Source organism: Neoroseomonas rubea, assembly GCF_016106015.1.
In the GTDB taxonomy this organism is placed as follows: Bacteria; Pseudomonadota; Alphaproteobacteria; order Acetobacterales; family Acetobacteraceae; genus Neoroseomonas; species Neoroseomonas rubea.
This window is the reverse complement of sequence record NZ_JACADQ010000350.1, coordinates 1-4326: the sequence shown is the minus strand read 5'-3', so window position 1 is coordinate 4326 and position 4326 is coordinate 1. Positions and strand designations below refer to the sequence as shown.

The following is a 4326-nucleotide window of genomic DNA, read 5'->3' as shown; positions in this document are numbered from 1 at the left end:
GGCAGGGCTTCGGCCTGGAATGCGCGAAATGGCTGGCGGCGAACGGGGCGCGGCACCTCGCGCTGGTCTCCCGCCGCGGCGCCGCGACGCCAGGCGCGCAGGCCGCGCTGCGCACGCTTGCCGCGCTCGGCGCCAAGGCGCGGATCGAGGCCTGCGATGCGGCGGATGAGGATGCGCTCGGCGCGCTGCTGGTCCGGTTGCGGCGGGAAGGTCCGCCGATCCGCGGCGTGGCGCATGCGGCCGCCGCCTTCGCCGATGGCGCCGCGGCCACGATGGACCGCGCGCGCTTCGCCGCCGTCCTGGCACCGAAACTCGCCGCCGCCGAGGCGCTGGACCGGCTGACCGCCGAGGATCCGCTGCACCTCTTCCTGCTGTTCTCCTCCGCCACCACCGCGATCGGCAATCCCGGGCAGGCGAACTATGTCGCGGCGAATGCGGCGCTCGAGGCGATTGCCCGGCGGCGGCACGAGCAGGGCCGGCCCGCCCTCGCGGTGGGCTGGGGGCCGATCGCCGACGTCGGCGTGCTGGCGCGGGACTCGGCGACAGCCGAGACGCTGGCGCGCCGCGCGGGGACCGAGGCGATGGCGGCGCAGGAAGCGCTCGGCGCGCTGCCGGCGCTAATCGCCGCGGGCGTACCGGTGCTGAACCTGGCCCGCATCGGCTGGGCGGGACTTTCGGGCGCGCTGCCGATCCTGGGCGAGCCCGCCTATGCCGCCGTGCGCGCCATGGCCTCGGGCGGGGAGGATGGCGCGGATCTCCGCGCTGTGCTGCGCGCCCTGCCACCCGCAGAGGCCCGCGCGCGCATCCTGCGCCTTGCGCAGGAGGAAGTGGCACGCATCCTCCGCCTGCCGGCCGAGGCGGTCGGCGCCGATGCGCCGGTCGCCGGGCTCGGGCTGGACAGCCTTGGCGGGCTCGAACTGCGCATGGCGCTGGAACGGCGGATCGGCGTGCAGGTGCCGCTCGCCGCGGTGACGGAGGACCTCACACTCGCGCGGCTCGCCGCGCGCATCGCCGCGGTGGTGCTCGACGCGGACGAGACGGCGGCGGTCGCGGAACTGATGTCGGCGCATGAGCCCGCGGCGGCCGAGCGGGAGGCCGCGGAGTGAGCCAGGGCTTCGGGCTTTCGGCGACGGCGCGGCTCGCGCTGCTGCAACGCCTGGCGCGGCGGCGGGAGGATGCGCCCCCCGCGCCCGGCGCCGCGCGCGCCTTCCGCGAACTGCCCGGCCAGCGCGACATGGAACTGATCCGCGACGCCGCCCGCGCACTCGGCCTGGAGAACCCCTTCTTCCGCCCGCATGAGGGCATCGCCGGCGCGCGCAGCGTCATTGGCGGGCGGGAGGTGATCAATTTCGGATCCTACAACTACCTCGGGCTGAACGGCGATCCGCGCGTGGTCGCCGCGGCGCAGGCGGCGATGGCACGGCACGGCGTCTCGGCCTCCGCCTCGCGCATGGTCTCGGGCGAAAGACCGGTGCATGCCGCCCTCGAAGAGGCGCTCGCAGCGCATTACGGCGTCGATGCCGCGCTCGCGTTCGTCTCGGGCCACGCCACGAACGTGACCGTGATCGGCCACCTGATGGGCCCGCGCGACCTGATCCTGCACGATGCGGCGATCCACAATTCCTGCGCGGAGGGCGTGCGCCTGTCGGGCGCGCGGCGCATCGCCTTCCCGCACAATGACTGGCGCGCGGCGGAGCGCGAACTGGCCGCCGCGCGGGGTGCGGCGCGGCGTGCGCTGGTCGTCGTCGAGGGGCACTACTCGATGGACGGGGACATTCCCGACCTCGCCCGCTTCGTCGAGATCGCGCGCCGGCACGACGCCTGGCTCATGGTGGACGAGGCGCACGGCCTCGGCGTGCTCGGCGCCACCGGGCGCGGCATCCATGAACACTGCGGTGTCGACCCGCGCGAGGTCGACATCTGGATGGGCACCCTGTCCAAGACGCTGTCGGCCTGCGGTGGCTACATCGCTGGCAATGCGGACCTGATCGCCTGGCTGCGCCATACGGCGCCGGGCTTCGTCTATTCGGTTGGGCTCGCGCCGGGGCTTGCCGCGGCCGCCTTCGAATCGCTGGGCATCCTGCGGGCGGAACCGGAGCGCGTCGCGCGGCTGCAGGCGAATGCGGCGCTGTTCCTGCGGCTGGTGCGCGACGCGGGATTCGATGCCGGCACCTCGGCCGGCTTCGCCATCGTACCGGTCATCCTGGGGTCGTCCATCGGCGCGGCACGGCTGTCGCAGGCGCTGTTCGAGCGCGGGATCAACGTGCAGCCCATCCTGCACCCTGCGGTGCCGGAGAGTTCCGCGCGGCTGCGCTTCTTCCTCTCGGCCGACCACAGGGAGGAGGACCTGCGCGCCACCGTCGCAGCGCTGCGCGCACGGGTCTGAGGCCGGATGCGCATCGCCGTCCTGACGACCGAGAGCACCGCGAGTGCCGAGGCCGCGGCGAAGGTGCTGCGGGACGCGCCGGCGGAGGTGGTCTTCATCGGCATCTCCGCCCCCTATCGCGACCGCGCGCGGACGAAACGGCTGCTGGCAGGCACGCGCTACCGGCTGCTACCCTGGTTGGCGGTGGAGTATCTCGCGCCGCGGCTGCTGCGCCGGCATGGCGGGGGCCCCGTGGCGGCAGCGGCCCGGGCGCGCGGCATCGCGCCGAAGCCGATCGCGGACGTGAACGGCGCGACGGCGCAGGCGATGCTGGCGGCGGCGCGACCCGACCTGATCGTCACCTGCCATTTCGACCAGATCCTGAAGCCGGAGACCATCGCGCTCGCGCCGCGGGGCGGGATCAACCTGCATCCTTCGCTTCTGCCGCGCCATCGCGGGCCGATGCCCTGCTTCTGGGCGGCGCTGGACGGCGATGCGCTGGTGGGGGCCACAGTCCATCGCCTGACGCCGCGCATCGACGCCGGCGCGTTGCTGGCACAGACGCGCATGGAAGCATCGCCGGACATGACGGTGTCCACTATGGCGCGGGCGCTGCATCTGGCGGGTGCGGCAGCGATGAACGAGACGATCGCGGCGATCGCCGAGGGGCGGGAGCGCGGCATGGCGCTTCCGCCCCTGCCCTATCGCGGCTTTCCGGATGCCGACGCGCTGGCGCACGCGGCGCGGCTGGGCGTGCGCCTCTGCGACATCGATGATTGGCGCGCGGCGCGCGCGCTGGGCGGCGTCGCGCTGTAGCGCCGCGATCGCGGCATCCGATGCGTTCCCACGACGCCGGGCAGTCGTGGGTGGCGGAGAGCCCGGGGCACACGCCGTCGAGCCTTTCCGGCCAGGGCGCGGGGCAGCGGGAAGGCCGGGCGCCGCAGATCAGGCAGACCGCCGGCCAGGCGAGGGTTCATCCCGCATTCCGTTGCGATCGCCGGTCCGCCCCCGCGGTCCCCGTCAAGGTAACCGTGGCGGACGGCGTGCATGCGGGCGGCGAACGCGACGGCGCCGCAGCGGCCACATCAATCCGCGCCGAGCACCGCGTCGCGCACGGCGCGGTGGAGACCGGCCGCGTCGAGGTGACGGCGACCGCCCGCGCCGGCGGCATCGCCGCGCCAGATCAGGTAGTCGGTCTCCGTGCTACCGCGTGCGGCGGGCAGCGCGGGACGATGGTCGCCGAAGGCGGCGAGCACGACGGGGCGCGTCGCGGCGCGCACGGCATCCGCCAACGTGCCAAGCATCGCATCCGTCGCAGCGATCCGCGCGGCCCAGCCAGCGGCCGGATCGGGCCCAGGCCAGGGCCCATGCGCCGCGACGGTGATGGCATAGAGGAATAGCGGATCCCGCGCGCCCGCCAGCAGCGCCGCGGCGCGCGCGCCGACCGCCGCATCCGTCACCAGCCCGGCCTCGCGCGGTGCATCCACGAAATCCGCCGCCGCCAGGAAGCGCTGGAAGCCGAGCGCGGGCAGCACCTTGTCGCGGCCGAAGAAGCGCGGATCGAAGGGATGCAGGCAGATCGCCTCATGCCCCGTGCCGGCCAGCGTCCAGGCGAGCGAGCCCACGGGCCGCCGCGCGAAGCGGAAATAGGGGTTGAGCCGGTCGAGTCCGAGCGCGGCATCGTCGATCCCGGTCAGCACGACGAACTCCGTGCGCATCGTGTTCGCGCCGAAGCCCGGGACGGCGAGCGCGCCGCGCCGGACGGCCGAAGCACCGAGCGCGTGCCAGCACGGCAGGTCGCGGGCGATGCCGAGGCGTCGCGGGTCGCAGAAGCTTTCGAGTTGCAGCAGCACCAGATGCGGCACCAGCGCGCCAGGACGCGCGATGGCCGGTGCGGGCGGATGCGCCGCGCGGCGCGCCGGGCGTTCCAGCGCCGCGCCGCGCGCATGCAGCGCGAAGGC

4 protein-coding genes are annotated in these 4326 nt (G+C 74.6%); 3 read left to right on the top strand and 1 reads right to left on the bottom strand.

The genetic code is table 11. The annotated features are described in order from the left end of the window. The 3 genes from HW577_RS21495 to HW577_RS21485 form a co-directional block, all read left to right on the top strand. On the top strand, window positions 1–1106 hold a 1106-nt coding region (locus tag HW577_RS21495; protein ID WP_198378165.1), incomplete at its 5' end, for a ketoreductase domain-containing protein. Further along, window positions 1103–2386: an aminotransferase class I/II-fold pyridoxal phosphate-dependent enzyme gene (locus HW577_RS21490; RefSeq protein ID WP_198378164.1), complete on the top strand. Its 1284-nt coding sequence runs from the start codon at window positions 1103–1105 to the stop codon at window positions 2384–2386. The genes HW577_RS21495 and HW577_RS21490, both read left to right, overlap by 4 nt. A 6-nt stretch (window positions 2387–2392) precedes the next feature. Then, entirely contained in the window at window positions 2393–3181 is a 789-nt protein-coding gene (locus HW577_RS21485; protein WP_198378163.1) for a formyltransferase family protein, read from the top strand. Window positions 3182–3450: 269 nt separating this feature from the next. Here HW577_RS21485 and HW577_RS21480 read toward each other — a convergent pair. Beyond that, window positions 3451–4326 (bottom strand): sulfatase-like hydrolase/transferase (locus HW577_RS21480; RefSeq protein ID WP_198378162.1); only part of this gene is annotated, 876 nt, incomplete at its 5' end.